This is a genomic window from Streptomyces sp. NRRL F-6492, assembly GCF_001280125.1.
GTDB lineage: Bacteria > Actinomycetota > Actinomycetes > Streptomycetales > Streptomycetaceae > Streptomyces.
Genome location: NZ_LGEG01000127.1, coordinates 114,204 through 134,956 on the forward strand (window position 1 = coordinate 114,204; position 20,753 = coordinate 134,956).

Annotated in this window: 20 protein-coding genes; 8 read left to right on the forward strand and 12 right to left on the reverse strand. The window is 73.1% G+C overall.

The genetic code is table 11. The features are described 5' to 3' along the window. Nucleotides 1-40 precede the first annotated feature (40 nt). The 5 genes from ADL08_RS12240 to ADL08_RS12260 form a co-directional block, all read right to left on the reverse strand. Nucleotides 41-796, reverse strand: coding sequence for an SDR family oxidoreductase (locus ADL08_RS12240; RefSeq protein WP_053642115.1), 756 nt, complete (start codon nucleotides 794-796; stop codon nucleotides 41-43). Nucleotides 797-800: 4 nt separating this feature from the next. Next, nucleotides 801-2,591, reverse strand: coding sequence for a glycoside hydrolase family 15 protein (locus ADL08_RS12245; protein WP_053642116.1), 1,791 nt, complete (start codon nucleotides 2,589-2,591; stop codon nucleotides 801-803). Between the two features lie 33 nt (nucleotides 2,592-2,624). Beyond that, nucleotides 2,625-3,440 carry an SURF1 family protein gene (locus ADL08_RS12250; RefSeq protein ID WP_053642117.1) on the reverse strand — a complete coding sequence of 272 codons (816 nt, stop codon included), beginning with the start codon at nucleotides 3,438-3,440 and terminating at the stop codon, nucleotides 2,625-2,627. 92 nt (nucleotides 3,441-3,532) lie between these two features. Then, the gene (locus ADL08_RS12255) at nucleotides 3,533-3,766 is read right to left on the reverse strand and encodes a hypothetical protein (RefSeq protein WP_078968305.1); all 234 of its coding nucleotides are present in this window, start codon (nucleotides 3,764-3,766) and stop codon (nucleotides 3,533-3,535) included. Nucleotides 3,767-3,829: 63 nt separating this feature from the next. After that, nucleotides 3,830-4,804 (reverse strand): DEDDh family exonuclease, encoded by a 975-nt coding sequence (locus tag ADL08_RS12260; protein ID WP_053642119.1) that lies wholly within the window; start codon nucleotides 4,802-4,804, stop codon nucleotides 3,830-3,832. Between the two features lie 116 nt (nucleotides 4,805-4,920). Here ADL08_RS12260 and ADL08_RS12265 point away from each other — a divergent pair, with 116 nt between their 5' ends. From ADL08_RS12265 to ADL08_RS12280, 4 genes are all read left to right on the forward strand, one after another. Continuing rightward, nucleotides 4,921-5,538, forward strand: a complete 618-nt coding sequence (locus ADL08_RS12265) for a VIT1/CCC1 transporter family protein (RefSeq protein WP_053642120.1) — start codon at nucleotides 4,921-4,923, stop codon at nucleotides 5,536-5,538. Nucleotides 5,539-5,650: 112 nt separating this feature from the next. After that, the gene (locus ADL08_RS12270) at nucleotides 5,651-6,616 is read left to right on the forward strand and encodes a sterol desaturase family protein (RefSeq protein WP_053642121.1); all 966 of its coding nucleotides are present in this window, start codon (nucleotides 5,651-5,653) and stop codon (nucleotides 6,614-6,616) included. Then, entirely contained in the window at nucleotides 6,613-7,290 is a 678-nt protein-coding gene (locus ADL08_RS12275; protein WP_053642122.1) for a lysoplasmalogenase, read from the forward strand. The genes ADL08_RS12270 and ADL08_RS12275 overlap by 4 nt, the downstream gene beginning before the upstream one ends. A gap of 18 nt (nucleotides 7,291-7,308) precedes the next feature. Further along, nucleotides 7,309-8,352: a zinc-dependent alcohol dehydrogenase family protein gene (locus ADL08_RS12280; RefSeq protein ID WP_053642123.1), complete on the forward strand. Its 1,044-nt coding sequence runs from the start codon at nucleotides 7,309-7,311 to the stop codon at nucleotides 8,350-8,352. Here the strand turns inward: ADL08_RS12280 and ADL08_RS12285 are convergent. Together ADL08_RS12285 and ADL08_RS12290 are read right to left on the reverse strand one after the other, a co-directional pair. Beyond that, entirely contained in the window at nucleotides 8,342-9,664 is a 1,323-nt protein-coding gene (locus tag ADL08_RS12285; protein ID WP_053642124.1) for a CoA transferase, read from the reverse strand. The two genes, ADL08_RS12280 and ADL08_RS12285, sit on opposite strands and share 11 nt — an antisense overlap. Nucleotides 9,665-9,748: 84 nt before the next feature. Beyond that, nucleotides 9,749-11,287, reverse strand: a complete 1,539-nt coding sequence (locus tag ADL08_RS12290; protein WP_053642125.1) for a S8 family peptidase — start codon at nucleotides 11,285-11,287, stop codon at nucleotides 9,749-9,751. A gap of 273 nt (nucleotides 11,288-11,560) precedes the next feature. Between ADL08_RS12290 and ADL08_RS12295 the strand changes: the two genes are divergently transcribed. The 3 genes from ADL08_RS12295 (at nucleotide 11,561) to moaA (ending at nucleotide 14,712) form a co-directional block, all read left to right on the forward strand. Next, nucleotides 11,561-11,935 (forward strand): DUF485 domain-containing protein, encoded by a 375-nt coding sequence (locus ADL08_RS12295; RefSeq protein WP_053642126.1) that lies wholly within the window; start codon nucleotides 11,561-11,563, stop codon nucleotides 11,933-11,935. Further along, entirely contained in the window at nucleotides 11,932-13,557 is a 1,626-nt protein-coding gene (locus tag ADL08_RS12300) for a cation acetate symporter (protein WP_053642127.1), read from the forward strand. The genes ADL08_RS12295 and ADL08_RS12300 overlap by 4 nt, the downstream gene beginning before the upstream one ends. A gap of 165 nt (nucleotides 13,558-13,722) precedes the next feature. Further along, nucleotides 13,723-14,712: a GTP 3',8-cyclase MoaA gene (gene moaA, locus ADL08_RS12305; RefSeq protein ID WP_053642128.1), complete on the forward strand. Its 990-nt coding sequence runs from the start codon at nucleotides 13,723-13,725 to the stop codon at nucleotides 14,710-14,712. Nucleotides 14,713-14,784: 72 nt separating this feature from the next. Here moaA and ADL08_RS12310 read toward each other — a convergent pair whose 3' ends face one another. Then, a complete protein-coding gene (locus ADL08_RS12310; protein ID WP_053642129.1) occupies nucleotides 14,785-15,015 on the reverse strand; it encodes a hypothetical protein in 231 nt (76 codons plus the stop codon). Between the two features lie 182 nt (nucleotides 15,016-15,197). Next, entirely contained in the window at nucleotides 15,198-15,542 is a 345-nt protein-coding gene (locus ADL08_RS12315) for a DUF3099 domain-containing protein (protein ID WP_053642130.1), read from the reverse strand. 169 nt (nucleotides 15,543-15,711) lie between these two features. Here ADL08_RS12315 and ADL08_RS12320 point away from each other — a divergent pair, with 169 nt between their 5' ends. Next, nucleotides 15,712-15,987, forward strand: coding sequence for a GlsB/YeaQ/YmgE family stress response membrane protein (locus ADL08_RS12320; protein WP_053642131.1), 276 nt, complete (start codon nucleotides 15,712-15,714; stop codon nucleotides 15,985-15,987). A 91-nt stretch (nucleotides 15,988-16,078) separates the two neighbouring features. Here the strand turns inward: ADL08_RS12320 and tyrS are convergent, their stop codons facing one another. The 3 genes from tyrS to ADL08_RS12335 all read right to left on the reverse strand — a co-directional run bounded on the left by tyrS (nucleotide 16,079) and on the right by ADL08_RS12335 (nucleotide 20,399). Then, complete coding sequence (gene tyrS, locus ADL08_RS12325; protein ID WP_053642132.1) at nucleotides 16,079-17,347, reverse strand: tyrosine--tRNA ligase; 1,269 nt, start codon at nucleotides 17,345-17,347, stop codon at nucleotides 16,079-16,081. Nucleotides 17,348-17,401: 54 nt separating this feature from the next. Beyond that, the gene (locus tag ADL08_RS12330; protein ID WP_053642133.1) at nucleotides 17,402-18,793 is read right to left on the reverse strand and encodes a metallopeptidase TldD-related protein; all 1,392 of its coding nucleotides are present in this window, start codon (nucleotides 18,791-18,793) and stop codon (nucleotides 17,402-17,404) included. Between the two features lie 82 nt (nucleotides 18,794-18,875). Then, entirely contained in the window at nucleotides 18,876-20,399 is a 1,524-nt protein-coding gene (locus ADL08_RS12335) for a TldD/PmbA family protein (protein ID WP_053642134.1), read from the reverse strand. Between the last annotated feature and the right edge of the window lie 354 nt (nucleotides 20,400-20,753).

Here is a 20,753-nt window from a genome sequence, read left to right on the forward strand (position 1 = left end):
GCCGGGTCACTCCCGGCGGGCGCTTTCGCGTGACGGCCGCTCAGAAGCCGCTGCGGGCCCCGCCGTCCACCGGCAGCATCAGCCCCGTCAGGTACGAGGCGGCCGGCGACAGCAGGAAGGCCGCCGTCCGTCCGAACTCCCCGGGCGTGCCGTACCGGCGCAGCGGGATCGTGGCCTCGTTCGCCGCGCGGGCCGCGTCCGCGTCCCCGGAGAGCGCGTCCAGCGAGCGCACCCGGTCCGTGTCGATCCGGCTCGGCAGGAGCCCGACGACCCGCACCCCGCGCGGGCCGAGGTCGTTGGCCAGGGACTTCGCGAAGCCGGCCAGGCCGGGGCGCAGCCCGTTGGAGAGGGTCAGACCGGCGATCGGCTCGTGGACCGAGGCCGACAGGACGAAGCCGATCACCCCGCCCTCGCCGAGCGCCTCGGCCGCCGCGCGGGCCAGCCGCACCGCCCCCAGGAAGACGGTGTCGAAGGCGGTGGCCCACTGCTCGTCGGTGTTGTCCGCCGCGAAGCCGGGCGCCGGCCCGCCGACGCTGATCAGGATGCCGTCGAAGCCGCCGAACCGGGACCGCGCCTCCGCGATCAGCCGGGCCGGGGTCCCCGGGTCGGTGTTGTCGGCCGCGACCCCGGCCGCGCCCGGGCCGAGCGCCTCCACGGCCTCCGCGACCGTCTTCTCCTCGCGCCCGGTCACCAGCACCTTGGCGCCCTCCGCGAGCAGCGCCTCCGCCGAGGCCCGGCCGAGCCCCCGCGTCGCGCCGGTCACCACGTACACACGGTCCTTCAGTCCAAGATCCATGGCCTCATCCTGCCGGGTCCGGCTCGTCCGCTGCCAGCGCGAACGCCGTGCCCACCAGGCCGATGTGGCTGAAGGCCTGCGGGAAGTTGCCCAGCTGGCGGCCGGTCGCCGGGTCGTACTCCTCGGCGAGGAGCCCCACGTCGTTGCCGAGCGCCACGAGCCGGTCGAAGAGCGCCCGCGCCTCCCGGGGCCGCCCGGTCGCCCGCAGCGCGTCCGCCAGCCAGAACGAGCAGACCAGGAAGGTCCCCTCCTGCCCCGGCAGGCCGTCCACCGCCGTCGAGTCGGCGCTGTAGCGGCGCACGTAGCCGTCGTGCGTCAGCTCCGTCATGATCGCGTCCACCGTGCCCACCACCCGGGGGTCGTCCGGCGGCAGGAAGCCCACCTGGGGGATGAGCAGGGTGGCGGCGTCCAGCTCCCGCGAGCCGTACGACTGGGTGAAGGTGTTCCGCACGGGGTCGTACGCCTTGTCGCACACCTGGGCGTGGATGTCGTCCCGCATGGCCCGCCACCGGGCCGCGTCCCCCGGCAGCGACGGATCGGCCTCCAGGGTGCGCACGGCCCGGTCGGCGGCCACCCAGGCCATCACCTTCGAATGGGTGAAGTGGCGGCGCGGCCCGCGCACCTCCCACAGCCCCTCGTCGGGCTCCCGCCAGGTCGACTCCAGGAAGCCCAGCAGGCTCAGCTGGAGGTTCCAGGCGTGCCGCTCCGCCGGGATCCCGGCCTCCCGCGCCCGGTTGAGCGAGTCCATGACCTCGCCGTACACGTCGAGCTGGAACTGGTCCACGGCCGCGTTCCCGGTCCGCACCGGCGCCGAGTCGGCGTACCCCCGCAGCCACGGCAGGGTCGTCTCGGGCAGTCGGCGCTCCCCGGCCGGGCCGTACATGATCTGGAGGTCGGCCGGGTCGCCCGCGACCGAGCGCAGCAGCCAGTCGCGCCAGGCGGCCGCCTCCTCCACGTATCCGGCGGCGAGCAGCGCGCCGAGGGTGAGGGAGGAGTCGCGCAGCCAGCAGGAGCGGTAGTCCCAGTTCCGCACGCCGCCGATCTCCTCCGGCAGGGAGGTGGTGGGGGCGGCGACGATCCCTCCGGTGGGGGCGTACGTGAGCGCCTTCAGGGTGATCAGGGAACGCAGCACCGCCTCCCGGTGGGGTCCCCGGTAGGTGCAGCGGGCCGCCCACTCCCGCCAGTCCGCGAGCGACTGCTCCAGGGCCTCGAAGGGGTCGATCAGCTCGGGGCGCGGCTCGTGCGAGGGGTGCCAGGTCAGCACGAAGGCCACCTTCTCGCCGGCGGCGACGGTGAAGGAGGAGCGGGTGGAGAACTGCTGGCCCCAGGTCTTCACGTGCGGTTCGCTGCGCAGCCAGACCGCGTCGGGCCCGGCGACCGCCACCCGGTGCCCGTCGGCCCTGCGCATCCAGGGCACGATCGAGCCGTAGTCGAAGCGCAGCCGCAGGACGGCGTCCATCTCCACGCTGCCGCCGACCCCCTCGACGATCCGCATCACGTCGGGAGAGACGTCCCGCTGGGGCATGAAGTCGATGACCTTGACGGTGCCGGTACGGGTCTCCCAGAGGGTCTCCAGGACGAGGGAGTCCTCGGCGTAGCGGCGGGAGGTGCAGGTCGTGGCGCCCTTGGGGGCGATCCGCCAGTGCCCGTTCTCCTCGTCGCCGAGAACGGCGGCGAAGCAGGCGGCCGAGTCGAACCGGGGCAGACACAGCCAGTCGACCGATCCGTCGCGGCCGACGAGCGCGGCGGTCTGGAGATCGCCGATGAGGGCGTAGTCGTCGATGTGTCGCGTCACGCTCGGGCTGTTCCCGGAAGCGGCGGCGGTCAATCAGCGCGACGGCGCGGCCAGGGTCTCCGCGGCGTCCGGTTCCGGCGGTCCGGCGGCCCCGGCGGCGGCGTCCGCCTCCCGGTCGCGCTTCTCGCGGCGCACCAGGATCACCCAGCCGACGGGCACTCCGGCCGCGAAGAGCCACCACTGCACGGCGTACGCCATGTGGGCGCCGATCGAGTCGTGGTCGGGCTCGGGGATCTGTTCGAGGGTGCCGTCGGCCGGTTCGGGCGCGGTCTGCTCGACGTAGCCGCCGAGGACCTCGCGGCCGATGAGTTCGGCCTGCTGCCGGCCGTTGATCAGCATGACCTGGCGGTCGGGCAGGCCCTTGAGGTCCTTGATGCCGCTGGCGCCGGTCGTCTCGTCCGCCTTGAGGCGCCCGGTGATCGTGACCTCGCCCCTGGGGGCGGGCGGCACCGCCGGGTAGGAGCGCTGGTCGGCGGCGGCCGGCACCCAGCCCCGGTTGACCAGCAGGGCCTTCCCGTCCCGCAGGACCAGCGGGGTCAGGACGTGGACGCCGATCCGGTCGTCGGAGGAGGTGCGGCGCCGGACGACCACCTCGTGGGCGGTGTCGAAGGTGCCGGTGGCGGTGACCGGGCGCCAGTAGTCGGCGCGCGGGACGGTGTGGCCGGGGGAGGTGAGCTCCTCGACCGGGACCGGCTCCGCCGCGACGCTGTCCGCGATCAGGGCGTTCTGGGCGACCCGGCGCTCGTGCCGGTGGAACTGCCAGAAGCCCAGCTCGATCATCGTCGGGACGAGGACGAGGGCGATCAGAGTGAGGATCACCCACTGCCGGGACAACAGGAAGCGGTACACCCCATGACCGTACAGCGGGGGCCACGGGGTGCACGCAGGGGGGTTCGGCGCGCTGGGGCCGCCCTCCGGAATCGTTTCTTCGGGGTTTGTCCTCACACCTTGTCGACGATGCCCACCTTCCCCTCCGCGCGGGCGCAGTGGCCGCCGCAGTACCAGCTGCCCCCGACCTCGACGCCCTGGCCGATGATCTGGACCCGGCAGTGCTCGCAGATGGGCGCCATGCGGTGGATGGCGCAGGCGAAGCAGTCGAAGACGTGCACCGCGCCCTGCGCGTGCACCTCGAACGACATGCCGTAATCGTTTCCGCAGACCTCACAACGTGCCATGCGCCACAGGGTGGGGCCCCTCGCGGGCGCGGGCGGTCCGGCACGCCAGGAGGGGCCGGGGCGTCACCCGTCTGCCGGGGCCACGTCCCGCAGCAGCTGGGTGTAGGCGGCCTCGTCGACGACGGGCGTGCCGAAGGACCGGGCCTTGAGGGTCTTGGAGGTGGCGGACTCCGGGTCGTTGGTGACCAGCAGGCTGGTCAGCCGGGAGACGCTGCCGGCGACGTGCAGCCCGGCCTCGACGGTGCGGTCCTCCAGGAGCTCGCGGTCGATGGAGGTGTCCCCGGAGAACGCCACCCGCATCCCCTGCCGGAGCGGCTTGTCGGTCTCGTAACGGCCGGGATTGGGGTACGGGCAGGCCGGCCGCTTCCGCGAGGGACGCCAGCTGTTCGCCCGGTACGCGGAGGAGGGGTACGCGGCGGGCGCGGCCGGGGAGGCGGCCCACTCGGTCAGCGGCCGGCACTCCAGGAGCGGCAGCCGCACGCCCTGCTCGGCCGCCGCGTGCAGGCTCGGCCGGAACGCCTCGGCGAGCACCCGGGCGTCGTCGAGCGCGTTGTGCGCCTGGCGCTGCTCGACGCCGAAGTGCGCGGCGAGCGACTCCAGCTTGTGGTTGGGCAGCGGCAGCGACAGCTGCTTGGCGAGCGCGATCGTGCACAGGCGCTGCCGCACGGGCGCGGTGGACTCGGCGCGCGCGTACTCCCGGGCGATCATCTGCCAGTCGAAGATCGCGTTGTGCGCGACGAGCACCCGCCCGTCGAGCCGGGCCGCGAAGTCGGCCGCGATCTCCGGGAAGAGCGGCGCGCCCTCCAGGGCGTCGCTGGTCAGCCCGTGGATCCACACCGGACCGGGGTCGCGCTCGGGGTTGACGAGGGTGTACCAGTGGTCCTCGACGTTCCCCTGGGCGTCCAGCCGGTAGACGGCGGCGGACACGATCCGGTCGTCGCGGGCGAGGCCGGTGGTCTCCACGTCGACGACCGCGTACCCCTGCGGGTAGGCGGCCGGCCACGCTGCTGCTGTCGTGCGGTCGTCGAGCATGGTCATTGAGAATACGGCCCGCGACCGACAATTCCCTCCCCGGTGCTCCGGGCGGACCGGTCCCGGCCGGGCCGGGCGGGTCGTTCCGGGGGCGGCGCCCCGCCGGGTGCGACCCTCCTCACGTGACCGAACCCCCCGCGCCTCCCGCGCCTCCCGCGCCTCCCGCGCCTCCCGCGCCCTCCGCGCACGACGAGGCCCACGGCGGCGGTCTCGGCTCCCGCCTCAACCGGCTCCGGGCCGCGGTCCTCGGCGCCGACGACGGCGTCGTCTCCACGGCGGGCCTCGTCGTCGGCGTCGCCGGAGCCACCGGATCCGGGTCCGCGCCGCTCACGGCCCGCCTCTCCGGGCTCCTCGCCGGATCGATGCCGATGGCGGCGGGGGAGTACGTCTCGGTCTCCACCCGGCGCGACTCCGAGAAGGCGGCGCTTGCCGAGGAGGAGCGCGAGCCGCGCGAGCGGCCCGCGGCCGAGCTCGACGAACCCGCCGCCCTCCTGGCCGCCCGCGGCCTCTCCCCGGACGTCGCCCGCGAGGCCGCCGAGCAGCTCACCGCCCGCGACGCCCTGCGCGCCCACGTGCGCGTGGAGCCGGGCATCGCCCCGGACGCCCTCACCGGCTGGTCCAGCGCCCGCCCGGGCGCCGCCCCCGCGACCCGCGCGGTCCTGCGCGACGCGGCGGGCGGGGCCCCGGCGATGGCGGTGACGTACGGGGCGGGATCGCTGCTGGGGGCGGCGGGGGTCTGAGCCGGGACGGGGTCTTGTCGGAAGGTGCCAAAGCCTGCTGACAACCCGTCTCGCATACTTGTTGGTAACAACGTCTAGCCGCGCCCCGACCCCCGCCTCTACCGTCGACGGCATGCCGAACCTGCCCGATGTCGTGCTCTGGTCCATACCGGCGTTCGTCCTGCTCACCGTCCTGGAGATGGTCAGCCACCGGATCCACCCCGACGAGGACGCCGCCGGGTACGAGACCAGGGACGCCGCCACCAGCCTCGGCATGGGCCTGGGGAGCCTGGCCTTCGACGCGCTGTGGAAGATCCCCGTGGTGGCGATCTACACCGCCGTCTACGAGCTGACCCCGCTCCGCGTGCCCGTCCTCTGGTGGACGGTCCCGCTCATGCTGCTCGCCCAGGACTTCTTCTACTACTGGCAGCACCGCGGGCACCACGTCATCCGCATCCTCTGGGCCTGCCACGTCGTCCACCACAGCAGCCGCAGGTTCAACCTCACCACCGCCCTGCGCCAGCCGTGGACCAGCGTGACCTCCTGGCCGTTCTACCTGCCGATGATCGCCCTCGGCGTGCACCCGGCGGCCGTCGCCTTCTGCTACTCGGTCAACCTCGTCTACCAGTTCTGGATCCACACCGAGCGCGTCGGCAAGCTGCCCCGCCCCTTCGAGTACCTCCTCAACACCCCCTCGCACCACCGCGTCCACCACGCCTCCCAGGGCGGCTACCTGGACCGGAACTTCGGCGGGATCCTCATCGTCTGGGACCGGATGTTCGGCTCCTGGGTCGGCGAGACCGAGCGGCCCGTCTACGGCCTCACCAAGAACATCGAGACGTACAACCCGCTCCGGGTCGCCACCCACGAGTACGCCGCCATCGCCCGCGACCTGCGGGCCGCGCACGGCTGGCGCGAGCGGGCCGGGCGGGTGTTCCGCGGCCCCGGCTGGCAGCCGGGCCCGCCCTCGCCGCCGAATACCGGCCCCGCCACGGTCGGCCCCGCCACGGCCGGCCCCATCACGGCCGGTCCCGCCACGGTCGGCCCCGTCGCGGCCGGTCCCGCCACGGCCGGACCCGCCGCGGAGTCCGCCGCGTGAGCGCCCCCGCCACGGCGCGGGCCGTGCCGCCCGCCGCGCCCGCGACCCCCGTCTCCCGCGCGCTGCTCGCCGCCTTCGGGCTCGCGGCCGCCGTCGACCTGGCCTCCCTGCTCGCCGGCGCCGAGCTCGGCCACCAGATCGCCAAGCCGCTCCTGATGCCCCTGCTCGCCGCGTACGCCGCCACCCGGGGCGCCCCGAAGCTCCTGCTCGCCGCGCTCCTCCTCGGCTGGGGCGGCGACGTCTTCCTGCTCTCCGACGCCGACTGGGCCTTCCTCGTCGGCATGGGCTCCTTCGCCGCCGGGCACATCTGCTACCTGGTCCTCTTCGGCCGCCGGCGCACGTCCCCTGCGCTCGGCGCCCTCTACGCCGCCGCCCTCGCCGGCACCGTCGCGCTCCTCTGGCCCGACCTCCCCGCCGAGCTGCGGATCCCGGTCGCCGGTTACTCGCTGCTGCTCACCGCCATGGCCTACCGCGCGAGCTCCCTCGGGCTCCTCGCCGGCCTCGGCGGCGCCCTCTTCCTGCTGTCCGACACCCTCATCGCCACCGGCGTCGCCGCATGGCCCCAGCCGCCCGCGCCCGACTTCTGGATCATGCTGACCTACATCGCGGCGCAGTACCTGCTGACGACCGGAGCGCTGCGGGCGATGTACGGTGAAAGTCGTACAACCGTCTGACAGCAAGGACCGTCCGTCATGCGCGCCACCACCATCCATGCCCCGTTCGACATGCGCGTGGAGGACGTGCCCGACCCGGTGATCCAGGATCCCCGGGACGTCGTCCTGCGGGTCCTGCGCGCCTGCGTCTGCGGCAGCGACCTGTGGGCCTACCGCGGCGAGTCCGCCCGGCAGCCGGGCCAGCGCATCGGCCACGAGTTCCTCGGCGTCGTCGAGGAGGCCGGCGACGGGGTCCGCGGCTTCCGGCGGGGCGACCTCGTCGTCGCCCCCTTCGTCTGGTCCGACGGCACCTGCGCGTACTGCGCCGAGGGCCTCCAGACCTCCTGCCCGCGCGGCGGCTTCTGGGGCTCCGTGGGCTCCGACGGCGGCCAGGGCGAGGCCGTCCGCGTCCCCTTCGCCGACGGCACCCTCGTCAAGCTGCCCGCCGACGCGGCCTCCGACGACCGGCTCCTGACCGCGCTCCTCGCCCTCTCCGACGTCCTGGGCACCGGCCACCACGCGGCCCTCGGCGCCGGCGTGCGGCCCGGCTCCGCCGTCGCCGTCGTCGGCGACGGCGCCGTCGGCCTCTGCGGCGTCCTCGCCGCCAAGCGGCTCGGCGCCGAGCGGATCATCGCGCTCGGCCGGCACACCGCCCGCACCGACATCGCCCGCGCCTTCGGCGCCACCGACGTCGTCGCCGAGCGCGGGGAGGCCGCCGAGGCCGCCGTCCGCGAGCTCACCGGCGGCCAGGGCGTCCACGGCGTCATCGAGGCCGTCGGCACCGAGCAGTCCATGCGGACCGCCGTCGCCGTCGCCCGCGACGGCGGGTCCATCGGCTACGTCGGCGTCCCGCACGGCAGCGGCACCGGCCTCGACCTGTCCGTCATGTTCGACCGGAACATCGCGCTGCGCGGCGGCGTCGCCCCCGTGCGCGCGTACATCCCGGAACTCCTCCCGGACGTCCTCGACGGCACGGTCGACCCGTCCCCGGTCTTCGACCTGACCGTCGGCCTCGACGGCGTCCCCGGCGGCTACAAGGCCATGGACGAGCGCACCGCCCTCAAGGTCCTCGTCAAGCCGTAGGGTCCGCCCACACCGGCGCGTCCGCGCCCGGCAGGCCCGGCGGCCGCGACCAGCCCGCCGGGCCGCCCTCGTACGCGACCGGCGACAGCGCGTGCCGCAGCCGTCCGAGCGGGCCCTCCGACTCGGTGAGGTACCGCTCGGGCTCGTACGCGGGCAGCCCGTGCGTCAGCCAGTGGCCCGTCCGCGCGAGCGCGAGGCGGACCAGCCGGGTGCCGCCGTCCCGGTCCTGCTCGGTCAGCGACCGCAGGACCGCCGCCGCCAGCAGATAGCCGGTGCCGTGGTCCAGGGCCTGCGCGGGCAGCGCGCCCGGCTCCTCCGCCGAGCCCTCCACGACGGCGATCCCGGTCGCCGCCTGCACCAGGGAGTCGAAGCCGCGCCGCCCGCCCCACGGCCCGCGGTCGCCCCAGGCCGAGACCCGGGCCGTGACGAGCCCCGGGCGGTCGAGGCCGAAGCGGTCGAGCGCGCCCGGCCGGTAGCCGGTCACCAGCACGTCGGCCGCGTCCAGGAGTTCGCCGAAGGCGCGCCGGTCCGAGGGGCGCTCCAGGTCGAGGACGGCCGTCCGCTTCCCGACGTCGGTGTCCGCGTGCTGGTCCGGCAGCTCCGGATTGCCCGGCGGGTCGATCCGCAGCACGTCCGCGCCGAGCAGCGCGAGGGTCCGGGTCGCCACCGGCCCCGCGAGCACCCGGGTCAGGTCCAGCACCCGGGGCGGTCCCGAACGCGGCCGGGGCGGCGCCCCGTCGAGCCGCTCCCGGGTCAGCAGCGGGCCCCCCGCCACCTCCCGGCCCTGCGGGTGCGCCGCCCACTCCCCGGGCGTGCGCAGGGCGACCGCCAGGCCCCCGGCCCCGTACACCGCCGTCTCCACCTCGACGGCCCTCCGCTCCCCGATCGCCGCCGCCACGGCCTCCACCGCCACGTCCTCCGACGACCCGGAGGGCACGCCGAGGGCGGCGAGCAGCGCCGCCCGGTGGCGCGGGTAGTTGGCGTGGGTGCGGACCCAGCCGTCCGCCGCCCGCCAGAACCGGGAGAGGGGCGCGAAGTTCACCGGCGCCCGCCCGTCGACCCGCAGGTGCCGCTCGCTCGTGAAGGCGGTGGCCACGGCCCCGTCGTCCACCCGCACGGGTCCCGGGAGCCCCGCCCGCTCGACCGCCGCGAGCCCCGCCACCGCGACCGAGGCCCGCGCCAGGTCCATCACCGGCAGCCGGGCCGGCAGCAGCCCCGAGGGCCCCGTGAACGACACCCGGTCGACGAGGGCGGGATCACCGCCGAGGGCCGACCACAGCGATTCCGTACCCGTGCGCACCGTGCTGTCCATGGAGCCCATGATCCGCCCCGGGGTCCGGAGCGTGCGAAAGGGCCCCGGCGCGGCGTACCGCACCGGGGCCCCGACGACCGCTGGTTACCAGCGGACCGCGTCGAGCGCGTCGATCAGACCGGCCCCGTAGAAGCCGTTCTTGTTCTTGCCGCCCTCGCAGACGGCGTCGATCTTGCCGTCGGCGTCGATGTCGTACGGGTTGGTGCAGGCGCGCTTGTCGGCCTGCGCGTACAGCAGCGCCTTGAGCGCCGCCGGGCTCGCGCTCGGGTGCTTCGACTTGATGAGCGCCAGGACGCCCGCCGCGTGCGGCGAGGCCATCGACGTGCCGCCCTTGTAGTTGTAGCCGCCGTTGACCGTGGTCGACAGGATCAGGCCGTTCACCGCCGGGGCGTCCGGCGTCTGGTACGCGGTGCGGTCGCCGCCGGGCGCGGCGACGTCGATCACGCCGAGGCCGTAGTTGGAGTAGGACGCCTTGAGGTCCTTGGCGCCGGTCGCGGAGACCGTGACGACGCCCGGGAGCATCGCCGGGTAGTCCAGGCACACCTTCGGGTCGATGGTCCGGCCGCCGGGCGTGGAGTCGTTCGGGCTGCTGTCGTCGACGATCGAGTCGGCCGCCAGGTCGAACTTGGAGTTGCCGGCCGCCGCCACGTTGACCGTGCCCTTGCGCTCCGCGTAGCGGGTGGCGCGGGTGACGGCCTCGATCAGGGCCTTCTGGTCCGCGTCGTTCTTGCACGCGAACATCCACGGGTCGGTGTAGTAGCTGTTGTTCGTGATGTCGACGCCGTGCTCGGCCGCCCACACGAAGCCGCAGACCACGGCCTCCGTGTAGAAGAAGCCGTCCGGGGTGGACACCTTGATGCCGGAGAGCTTCACGCCCGGGGCGACACCGGTGATGCCGATGCCGTTCTTGGCGGCGGCGATCGTACCGGCGACGTGCGTGCCGTGGTCGCTCTCGCCCGGGTTCGGACGCCACGAGCCGGGGGTTGTGTCCGGCTTGCCGGAGACGCAGTTCGCGGAGGCCTTGGCGTCGAAGTTCGGCGCCAGGTCCGGGTGGGTGTCGTCCACGCCCGTGTCGATGACGCCGACGGTGACGCGCTTGCTGCCGAGCGTCCGCTGGTGCGCCTTGTCGGCCTTGATCGCCGGCAGGTCCCACTGCAGGGGCTCCAGCGCGTCCTGCTCGTCCGTGGCCCGGGCCGCGGCGGCCTTGGCCTCGGCCTCGGTCAGCTCCTGCGTGCCGCCGCCGACGGACTTGTCGCCCTGCACGGAGAGCGGGGCGGTGCGGGTCGCGCCGGCCGACACCACGCCGCGCGCCTTGCGGACCTGCTGCGCGAAGTCCGGGTTCTGCGAGTGGACGACTATCACGCCTATCTGGTCGTACGAGACGACGACCGTACCGCCGGCGGCGGCTATCGCCTTCTTCACCGACTTGGCGGCCGAGCGGCCCCCGTCGACGTTCACGACGTACGACAGCTTCGGCCCGTCCGTCGCCACGGCGGTGGCCGCCGGGGCGTCGCTCAGTTCCGCGGCCGAAGCACCGGAGGGAAGGAAGCCGAGCGAGGCCGTGAGCGCGAGGCCGACCGGCAGAGCGAGAGCTCGGCCGCGCCTCGATCCCAGATGAGCCATGGGTTCTCCACATCATCCGTATGTACTGCCCGCGCGCGGGTTTGCGCACGGACAGGTGCATGACGAGTGAAGCTATCGCTGATCTTCCTGTCCCATCAATGAGTTGAGAGGACTTCATGAAGATCTGCCCGAGAAAATCCTCGGGGTGAACCGCTTCGCTTCCTCCTCCGTGCCGTTGTGCAGGGGAGGGCTCCACCCGGAGCCCCGGCTCCCGTACCCCCGGTGAGGCCCCCTTTGACCCAGCCGTCCGCCCCCGCGTCACGAGGAGAATCCGTGGCTACCGAAGCACCGCCGCCAGCCCGAAACGACACGGAGGCCGACCGGGCTCCCGTGCCGCCCACCACGGAGCAGTTCGTCGAGGTGCAGGAGGGCGAGGAGTTCGGCGAACTGCGCCGCACCTACCGCTCGTTCGCCTTCCCCCTCACCCTCGCCTTCATCGCCTGGTACCTGCTCTACGTGCTGCTCTCCAACTACGCGGGCGGCTTCATGGGCACCAAGGTCCTCGGCAACGTCAACGTGGCGCTGGTCCTGGGCCTCGGACAGTTCCTCACCACCTTCCTCATCGCCTGGCTCTACTCGCGGCACGCGGCGAACCGGCTCGACCCCAAGGCCGAGGCCATCAAGTCCCGTATGGAGGGCGACGCATGAGCACCCCCGTCCTGCTCGCGGCGGACAACGCCACCGGCGAGCACCGGCCCCTGATCATCGCCCTGTTCGGCGCCTTCGTGATCGCCACCCTCGTCATCACCGTGTGGGCCGGCCGGCAGACCCGCAGCGCCGCCGACTTCTACGCCGGCGGACGCCAGTTCACCGGCTTCCAGAACGGCCTGGCGATCTCCGGCGACTACATGTCCGCCGCGTCCTTCCTCGGCATCGCCGGCGCCATCGCCCTCTTCGGCTACGACGGCTTCCTCTACTCGATCGGCTTCCTCGTCGCCTGGCTCGTCGCCCTGCTCCTGGTCGCCGAACCGCTGCGCAACTCCGGCCGGTTCACCATGGGCGACGTCCTCGCCTACCGGATGCGCCAGCGCCCCGTGCGCACCGCCGCCGGCACCTCCACCATCGTCGTCTCGATCTTCTACCTGCTCGCGCAGATGGCCGGGGCGGGCGTCCTCGTCTCGCTGCTCCTCGGCATCACCAGCGACGGCGGCAAGGTCGCGATCGTCGCCCTCGTCGGCGTCCTGATGATCGTGTACGTGACCATCGGCGGCATGAAGGGCACCACCTGGGTGCAGATGGTCAAGGCCGTCCTGCTCATCGCGGGCACGCTCCTGATCACCTTCCTCATCCTGTGGAAGTTCCACTTCAACCTGTCGGAGCTGCTCGGCGCGGCCGCCACCAACAGCGGCAAGGGCCAGGCGTTCCTGGAGCCCGGCCTCAAGTACGGCGCCACCGCCACCTCGAAGCTGGACTTCCTCTCGCTCGGCATCGCGCTCGTCCTCGGCACGGCCGGCCTGCCCCACATCCTCATCCGCTTCTACACGGTCCCGTCCGCCAAGGCCGCCCGGAAGTCGGTCAACTGGGCCATCGGCATCATCGGCGCCTTCTACCTGATGACGATCGTCCTCGGCTTCGGCGCCGCCGCCCTGCTCAAGAACGGCGACATCATCGCCTCCAACAAGGCGGGCAACACCGCGGCCCCGCTCGCGGCCCTGGAGATCGGCGGCGGAGCCGGCTCCACCGGCGGCGCGATCCTCCTCGCCGTCATCTCCGCGGTCGCCTTCGCGACCATCCTCGCCGTCGTCGCCGGCCTGACCCTGGCCTCCTCGTCGTCCTTCGCGCACGACATCTACGCCAACGTCATCCGGCGCGGCCGGGCCACCGAGAAGGAGGAGGTGCGGGCCGCCCGCTGGGCGACCGTCCTCATCGGCGTCGTCTCCATCGCGCTCGGCGCCCTCGCCCGCGACCTCAACGTCGCCGGCCTGGTCGCCCTCGCCTTCGCGGTCGCCGCCTCCGCCAACCTGCCGACGATCCTGTACTCGCTCTTCTGGAAGCGGTTCACCACCCGGGGCGCCCTGTGGTCGATCTACGGCGGTCTGGTCTCCGCCGTCGTCCTGGTGCTGTTCTCGCCGGTCGTCTCCGGCAAGCCGACCTCGATGTTCAAGGGCGTCGACTTCTACTGGTTCCCGCTGGAGAACCCCGGGCTCGTCTCCATCCCGCTCGGCTTCCTGCTCGGCTGGCTCGGCTCGGTCCTCTCCAAGGAGAAGGCGGACAAGGGCAAGTACGCGGAGCTGGAGGTCAAGTCCCTCACCGGTGTCGGAGCGCACTGAACCGGACGCGTCCCGCCCCCGCACGGACGGCCGCGTCGTAGGACCCTACGACGCGGCCGCGCCGCTCCTCGTGACAATCTGCCCTGCTCGATGTCGCACCGCTCGCGTAGGCTCGGAACAAGGCGATCGAAACGAACCGATCCACAGACGGGGAGGGGGCCCACCGTGCTCATCGACACCTTCGGCCGGGTCGCCACCGACCTGCGCGTCTCGCTCACGGACCGGTGCAACCTGCGCTGCACCTACTGCATGCCGGAAGAGGGCCTCCAGTGGCTCGCCAAACCGGACCTGCTCACGGACGACGAGATCGTCCGGCTCATCCGCATCGCCGTCACCGACCTCGGCGTCACCGAGGTCCGCTTCACCGGCGGCGAGCCGCTGCTCCGCCCCGGCCTCGTCGGCATCGTCGAGCGCTGCGCGGCCCTGGAGCCCCGCCCCCGGATGTCCCTCACCACCAACGGCATCGGACTCAAGCGCACCGCGACCGCGCTGAAGGCCGCGGGCCTCGACCGGGTCAACGTCTCGCTCGACACCCTTCGCCCCGACGTCTTCAAGACCCTCACCCGCCGCGACCGGCACCGGGACGTCCTCGACGGCATGGCCGCCGCCCGCGACGCCGGCCTCGTCCCGGTCAAGGTCAACGCCGTCCTGATGCCAGGACTCAACGACGACGAGGCCCCCGACCTGCTGGCCTGGGCGATCGAGGAGGGGTACGAGCTCCGCTTCATCGAGCAGATGCCGCTCGACGCCCAGCACGGCTGGAAGCGCGACGGCATGATCACCGCGGGGGACATCCTGGAGTCCCTGCGCACCCGCTTCGCCCTGACCCCGGAGGGCGCCGACGAGCGCGGCTCCGCCCCCGCCGAGCGCTGGACGGTCGACGGCGGACCGCACACGGTCGGCGTCATCGCCTCCGTCACCCGCCCGTTCTGCCGGGCCTGCGACCGCACCCGGCTCACCGCCGACGGACAGGTCCGGACCTGCCTCTTCGCCACCGAGGAGACCGACCTGCGGGCCGCCCTCCGCTCGGACGCGGGGGACGCCGAGGTCGCGGAGATCTGGAAGAAGGCGATGTGGGGCAAGAAGGCCGGCTCCGGCCTCGACGACCCGAGCTTCCTCCAGCCCGACCGCCCGATGTCCGCGATCGGCGGCTGAGCCCCGGGCCCAGGGCGTGTCTCGCCGATCATGCCGGGCTCGCGGTGCCCGGTCTGATCGGCGAGATACCCCCTAGGGGGCGGTGGACTCCCAGTCGGCCAGCGGCACGACGTCCTTGAGGAAGCCCCGTACGCCCAGGAACTGCGAGAGGTGTTCGCGGTGCTCCTCGCACGCGAGCCAGGTCTTGCGCCGCTCCGGCGCGTGCAGTTTGGGGTTGTTCCACGCGAGCACCCAGACGGCGTCGGCGCGGCAGCCCTTGGCCGAACAGATCGGCTTCTCTTCGCTCACCGGACCATTGATCATCCGGTCATTGTCCAGCAAGGGCGATGCCGAGCAGCCACGGGGGGAGCTGCCCGGCACCGGTCCGTCGCTCCGACGGGGGATGCGGAGCGCGTAGGCAGTATGTCACGGCACATGGGGTGCGGTGCACTGGAACTTCATGATTGATCTGAGCTTTTCTTGAGGTTTCCGGCCACGCTCGGTGATCAGTTCCGGCCCTGCGAGCGGTCCGCCTCCGGGTCCGCCTTCTCCTCCTCCGCGCCGAGCGCGGGCCGCACCGGAGTCGGTACGAACGTGGAGGGAAGGGACGGGGCCGACTCGCGTCCCGCGTTGGCGATCACCACGGCGACGTACGGCAGGAGGATGCCCAGGGCGAGCGCCACGACCGCCACGTGCCGCTCGACGTTCCACAGCACCGCGGCGGCGATCACGGAGAGCGTCCGGACCGTCATCGAGATGACGTACCTCCGCTGCCGCCCCCGGACGTCGTCGGCGAGCCCCTGCCGGGCCCCCGTGATCCGGAAGACCTCGGTTCCGCCACGCTTCGGCATCACCGTTCACCACCCGCCGGTCGCGCCGGACCCACCCCGGTCCGGTCCTCGTTCCACCGTACGCCCGCCCCCCGGCGCGTACGAGACCGGGGCACGTATGGCGCTGTCCGACATGCGTCACATGTCCGCAAGGTCGAGACTGGGGCCACATGCGTACAAGGAGGCGACAATGGGTTGGTTGTGGGCGATCATCGTGGGACTCGTCCTCGGTCTGATCGCGAAGGCGATCCTGCCGGGGAAGCAGCAGATCCCGCTCTGGCTGACGGTCGTGTTCGGCATCCTCGGCAGCGTCCTCGGAAACGCGGTCGCGACCTGGATCGGTGTGAACGACACCAAGGGCATCGACTGGATCCGCCATCTGCTCCAGCTGATCGGCGCGGTCGTCGTCGTCGGCCTGGGCGACATGCTCTGGGCCTCGATCAAGGGCAACAGACAGCGGACCTGACCCCGCGGGGACCGCGCGGAGAGCCGGGAGGCCCGGTACGGCACACCACGTGCCGTACCGGGCCTCCGGTCATGCCGTACGGGCGGACCCGTCAGGCGCCGGCGAACTCGATCGCCGCCAGGTTCTTCTTGCCGCGCCGCAGCACCAGCCAGCGCCCGTGCAGCAGGTCGTCCGCCGACACCTCGGCGTCCTCGGCGGTGACCTTCGCGTTGTTCACGTACGCCCCGCCCTCCTTCACCGTGCGGCGCGCCGCCGACTTGCTCGCCACCAGGCCGACCTCGGCGAACAGGTCCACGACCTGGCCCAGCTCCGACACGCGCGCGTGCGGCAGCTCGGACAGGGCCGCGGCCAGCGTCGCCCCGTCCAGCTCGGCCAGGTCGCCCTGGCCGAACAGCGCCCTGGAGGCGGCGACGACGGCCGCGCACTGCTCGGCGCCGTGCACCAGGGTGGTCAGCTCCTCGGCCAGCGCCCGCTGGGCCGCCCGGGCCTGCGGCCGCTCGGCGGTCTGCGCCTCCAGCGCCTCCAGCTCCTCGCGGGACCTGAAGGAGAGGATCCGCAGGTAGGTCGAGATGTCCCGGTCGTCCACGTTCAGCCAGAACTGGTAGAACGCGTACGGCGTGGTCATCTCCGGGTCCAGCCAGACGGCCCCGCCCTCGGTCTTGCCGAACTTGGTGCCGTCCGCCTTGACCATCAGCGGGGTCGCGAGCGCGTGGACCTCGGCCCCCGGCTCCAGCCGGTGGATCAGGTCGAGCCCGGCCACCAGGTTGCCCCACTGGTCCGAGCCGCCCTGCTGGAGCACGCAGCCGTAGCGGCGGTACAGCTCCAGGAAGTCCATGCCCTGGAGCAGCTGGTAGCTGAACTCGGTGTAGCTGATGCCCTGCTCGGACTCCAGGCGCCGGGCCACGGAGTCCTTGGTCAGCATCTTGTTGACCCGGAAGTGCTTGCCGATGTCCCGCAGGAACTCGATCGCCGAGAGGCCGGCGGTCCAGTCCAGGTTGTTCACCATGACCGCCGCGTTCTCCCCCTCGAAGGAGAGGAACGGCTCGATCTGCGACCGCAGCCGGTTCACCCAGTTCGCGACCGTCCCGGGGTCGTTCAGGGTGCGCTCGGCCGACGGCCGCGGGTCGCCGATCTGCCCGGTGGCCCCGCCGACGAGCGCCAGCGGCCGGTGCCCGGCGCGCTGGAGCCGGCGGACGGTGAGGACCTGGACCAGGTGACCGACGTGGAGACTGGCCGCGGTCGGGTCGAAGCCGCAATAGAACGTGACGGGACCGTCCGCGAGAGCCTTGCGCAGTGCGTCCTCATCGGTGGACTGGGCGAAGAGCCCGCGCCACTTCAGCTCGTCGACGATGTCCGTCACGGTCGTCCGTCTCCTCGGTCGATTGGGGTGATGCCGTGGCTCAGTCTAGGTGGGTCAGACCCCCTTGCTGACCGAGCTCATGTTGAAGTCCGGCACCCGCAGGGCGGGCATCGCGGCCCGGGTGAACCAGTCGCTCCACTCGCGCGGCAGCGTCTTCTCCGTACGGCCCGCCTCCGACGCCCGCGACAGCAGGTCCACCGGCGACTCGTTGAACCGGAAGTTGTTCACCTCGCCGACCACCTCGCCGTTCTCCACGAGGTAGACGCCGTCCCGGGTCAGCCCGGTGAGCAGCAGCGTCGCCGGGTCGACCTCGCGGATGTACCAGAGGCAGGTCAGCAGCAGACCGCGCTCGGTGGAGGACACCATCTCCTCCAGGGAACGCTCCCCGCCGCCGTCCAGGATCAGGTTCCCCGCTCCGGGGGCCACGGGCAACCGAGTAAGCCCCGCCGAGTGCCGGGTGGTGACCAGCCGCTCCAGCCTCCCGTCCCGCACCCAGTCGGTCGGCCCCAGCGGCAGGCCGTTGTCGAAGACCGACGAGTCGTCGCCGGAGGAGTGCGCGATCACGAACGGCGCGGACTCCAGGCCCGGCTCGTTCGGGTCGGTGCGCAGCGTCAGCGGCAGCTGCGAGAGGGTCTCGCCGAGCCGGGTGCCGCCGCCGGGCTTGGAGAAGACCGTACGGCCCTCCACCGCGTCCCGGGCCGCGGCGTTCCACTGCTGGTAGATCAGCAGGTCGGCCACGGCGGTCGGCGGCAGCAGCGTCTCGTACCGCCCGGCGGGCAGCTCGATCCGCCGCTCCGCCCAGCCGAGCCGGACCGCCAGATCGGCGTCGAGCGCCGCCGGGTCGACGTCCTTGAAGTCCCGCGTCGCGCGCCCGGCCCAGGCGGAGCGCGAGCGGTCGGGGGACTTGGCGTTCAGCTCCAGGGTCCCGTTCGGCTGGTCGTGCCGCAGCCGCAGCCCCGTCGACGTGCCCAGATAGGTGGAGGTCAGCTCGTGGTGGGCGAAGCCGTACAGCTCGCGGCCGCCGGCCCGGGCCCGGGCGAAGGCCTCGCCGAGCGCGGGCGCGAAGTCCCCGAAGACGGCGGAGGAGGTCTCCGCCGGGGCGTCCGTGAAGTCGGGGGAGGCGGGCACGCCCTCCACCAGCGGCTGCGCGTCCTCGGCGGGCCCGGCGGACCGGGCGGCGGCCTCGGCGGCCCGCACCAGGGGCTCCAGGTCGTCCACGGTCACGGCGGACCGGGAGACGACGCCGGAGGCGGTGCCCCGCGCCCCGTCGACGGTCGCGATCACCGTGAGCGTGCGGCCCCGGGTGACGCCGTTCGTCGTCAGGGTGTTCCCGGCCCAGCGCAGATTGGCCGAGGACTCCTCGTCCGCGATGACCACGCACCCGTCGGCCCGGGACAGCTCCAGGGCCCGCTCGACGATCTCGTACGGCTTGCTGACGCGGCTCATCGTCCGGCCTCCTGCGTCGTGTTGAGACTGTGCTTGCCCGGGGGACGCCCCCCGGACCCCCGGCGGATCTGGTGGCGCGCGATCATCGACCGGCCTCCTGCGTCGTGTTGAGGATGTTGACGCCCCGGAAGAGGGCGGAGGGGCAGCCGTGGGAGACCGCGGCGACCTGGCCCGGCTGGGCCTTGCCGCAGTTGAAGGCGCCGCCGAGGACGTACGTCTGCGGGCCGCCGACCTGCTCCATCGAGCCCCAGAAGTCCGTGGTCGTCGCCTGGTACGCGACGTCCCGCAGCTGCCCGGCGAGCCGCCCGTTCTCGATGCGGAAGAAGCGCTGCCCGGTGAACTGGAAGTTGTACCGCTGCATGTCGATCGACCAGGACCGGTCGCCGACCACGTAGATGCCCCGCTCCACGCCCCCGATCAGGTCCTCCGTCGACAGGCCGCCCGGATCGGGCTGGAGCGAGACGTTCGCCATCCGCTGCACCGGCACGTGCGCGGGGGAGTCCGCGAAGGCGCAGCCGTTCGACCGGCCCAGGCCGGTGAGCTTCGCGATCCGCCGGTCCAGCTGGTAGCCGACGAGCGTGCCGTCCTTCACCAGGTCCCAGGACTGCGCCTCGACGCCCTCGTCGTCGTAGCCGATGGTCGCGAGCCCGTGCTCGGCGGTCCGGTCGCCCGTCACGTTCATGACCGAGGAGCCGTACGCCAGCTTGTTCAGCTGGTCGAAGGTGGCGAAGGAGGTGCCCGCGTAGGCCGCCTCGTAGCCCAGGGCCCGGTCCAGCTCGGTGGCGTGCCCGATCGACTCGTGGATGGTCAGCCACAGGTTCGACGGGTCCACGACCAGGTCGTACCGCCCCGCCTCGACGCTCGGCGCCCGCATCTTCTCGGCCAGCAGCGCCGGGATCTCGTCCAGCTCCTTGTCCCAGTCCCAGCCCGTGCCGGTCAGGTACTCCCAGCCGCGACCGACCGGCGGCGCGATCGTCCGCATCGAGTCGAACTCGCCGGTCGTCCCGTCCACGGCCACCGCCGTGAGCTGCGGGTGCAGCCGCACGCGCTGCTGGGTGGTCACGGTGCCGGCCGTGTCCGCGTAGAACTTGTTCTCGTGGATGGTGAGCAGCGAGGCGTCCACGTGCGCCACGCCCTCCGCCCGCAGCAGCCGCGCGCTCCAGTCGGCGAGCAGCGCGCCCTTCTCCTCGGAGGGCACGGAGAAGGGGTCGATCTCGTACGAGGAGATCCACTCCCTGTCCTCGTGCACCGGCTCCGCCGCCAGCTCCACCCGCTCGTCGGAGCCGGCCGCCGCGATCACCTTCGCCGACAGCTTGGCCATGGCGACCGCCTGCGAGGCGACCCGGGCCGCCCCGTCCATGGACAGGTCGACCCCGGAGGCGAACCCCCAGGCCCCGCCGTGCACCACCCGCACCGCGTAGCCGAGGTCCGTGGTGTCCGAGGAACCGGACGGTTTGGCGTCGCGCAGCCGCCACGAGGCGCTGCGCACCCGCTCCAGGCGGAAGTCGGCGTGCTCGGCACCCAGCGCGCGCGCTCGGGCGAGCGCCGCGTCGGCGAGTGCCCGAAGGGGCAGCGCGACGAACGAAGGGTCGATCTGATGGACCACGAGCGGCCTCGCTCTCGGTGATCGGAAGACTCGGAAGACGGTCTCGGACGACTGTCACGGGACTGCCCGGGAAGTCAATCACGGGAGGGGCGGCCGGGGCGGCGCATTGGCGTGCGCCCTCGGCGGAACCGGGCCCAACCGGCCACCGCGCGCCGGGCATTGGGGCAACGGCACAAGGCGCGCCGGTGACCGCCGGGCGTTCCGGCGGCCCGCCGGACCGGGCTTCCCGGCCCCCTGAGCACCCCCTCGCGGGCCCGGTCGAGGGCCGCCGGGCGGTCGGCTCCCGGCGGCCCCGGGCTGTAGGGACCCGACAGTGCGGCCCGTACGCCACTGTCGGAGGTCGATTCCTCATGT

Bases quoted from the DNA above. Each gene is read 5' to 3' on its own strand.
- ADL08_RS12240 (WP_053642115.1), bottom strand. From the start codon at position 796: ATGGATCTTGGACTGAAGGACCGTGTGTACGTGGTGACCGGCGCGACG.
- ADL08_RS12255 (WP_078968305.1), bottom strand. From the start codon at position 3,766: ATGGCACGTTGTGAGGTCTGCGGAAACGATTACGGCATGTCGTTCGAG.
- ADL08_RS12260 (WP_053642119.1), bottom strand. From the start codon at position 4,804: ATGACCATGCTCGACGACCGCACGACAGCAGCAGCGTGGCCGGCCGCC.
- ADL08_RS12270 (WP_053642121.1), top strand. From the start codon at position 5,651: ATGCCGAACCTGCCCGATGTCGTGCTCTGGTCCATACCGGCGTTCGTC.
- ADL08_RS12280 (WP_053642123.1), top strand. From the start codon at position 7,309: ATGCGCGCCACCACCATCCATGCCCCGTTCGACATGCGCGTGGAGGAC.
- ADL08_RS12285 (WP_053642124.1), bottom strand. From the start codon at position 9,664: ATGGACAGCACGGTGCGCACGGGTACGGAATCGCTGTGGTCGGCCCTC.
- ADL08_RS12290 (WP_053642125.1), bottom strand. From the start codon at position 11,287: ATGGCTCATCTGGGATCGAGGCGCGGCCGAGCTCTCGCTCTGCCGGTC.
- ADL08_RS12300 (WP_053642127.1), top strand. From the start codon at position 11,932: ATGAGCACCCCCGTCCTGCTCGCGGCGGACAACGCCACCGGCGAGCAC.
- ADL08_RS12310 (WP_053642129.1), bottom strand. From the start codon at position 15,015: ATGATCAATGGTCCGGTGAGCGAAGAGAAGCCGATCTGTTCGGCCAAG.
- ADL08_RS12315 (WP_053642130.1), bottom strand. From the start codon at position 15,542: ATGCCGAAGCGTGGCGGAACCGAGGTCTTCCGGATCACGGGGGCCCGG.
- ADL08_RS12320 (WP_053642131.1), top strand. From the start codon at position 15,712: ATGGGTTGGTTGTGGGCGATCATCGTGGGACTCGTCCTCGGTCTGATC.
- ADL08_RS12330 (WP_053642133.1), bottom strand. From the start codon at position 18,793: ATGAGCCGCGTCAGCAAGCCGTACGAGATCGTCGAGCGGGCCCTGGAG.